General features: G+C 54.2%; 1 protein-coding gene. It reads left to right on the top strand.

Going from position 1 to position 706, the window contains the following annotated elements:
• Positions 1-602 (top strand): hypothetical protein (locus WMO66_RS01615; RefSeq protein WP_349134667.1); only part of this gene is annotated, 602 nt, incomplete at its 5' end.
• Positions 603-706: the final 104 nt, after the last annotated feature.

Below are 706 nucleotides of genomic sequence, written 5' to 3'. Positions count from 1 at the left end.
TACTTATGAAATTTGCTGCATGGCGCAAGGTTCTGTCCATTTTTCTTCTCGCGGTGTTCCTGTGTGCGGTCCCGTCTTTGCTGACAGCCTGTTCCCGCACGCCGGGATCAGACAGCACGGAGCTGGACTACGCTACCTCGCGGTATTTTCAGGCGCTGTACCGTATCGTAAATAAGACGTTCCATCCGGCCGTTTTGGAGGAATTCCATCAGATCGCGGATGCGCTTGCAAGCTGTGTTGCGGCACATGAGGATTATTTCACGGCCTATCCTGATGCAAAGGCGGCCTATGGACTCATGGTTCAAATCCCGGACATTCTGGAGCAGAATCTAGAGCCAAATGCGGATGGGAATTATGTGCTGCGCGAGCTTCCCGAGGAATGGCTTTTCTGTATTTTTGAGCTGTGGCACTATGTATATCCGGGCGTGTATGGCGCTGAGCATAGCACAGAGAACTGCACGGATGCTGTGCTGCTGAAATGGATCGCGGATGATGCATTCAACGGCGGCTGGTCTCCCTGCCACTGGTGGTTGGACTGTTATCTGACCGGTTCTCAATATCATGTGCAGTGGCCGACGGCGGTCGAATGGCCGTCGCATTGAGATGGAAAAAAGTCCGGCAGCGCCGAAGCGCTGCCGGATCATTTTGTGCCCTGAATTCGCCGGGGCTTTCCTGTTATCCGACCGGGTACTGCGAGATTGCACCC

It is taken from the genome of Faecousia intestinalis (assembly GCF_040096185.1).
Classification (GTDB): Bacteria; Bacillota; Clostridia; order Oscillospirales; family Oscillospiraceae; genus JAZOXB01.
Note: the sequence above shows the minus strand (reverse complement) of the source record. Positions and strands in the feature narration are given on the sequence as shown.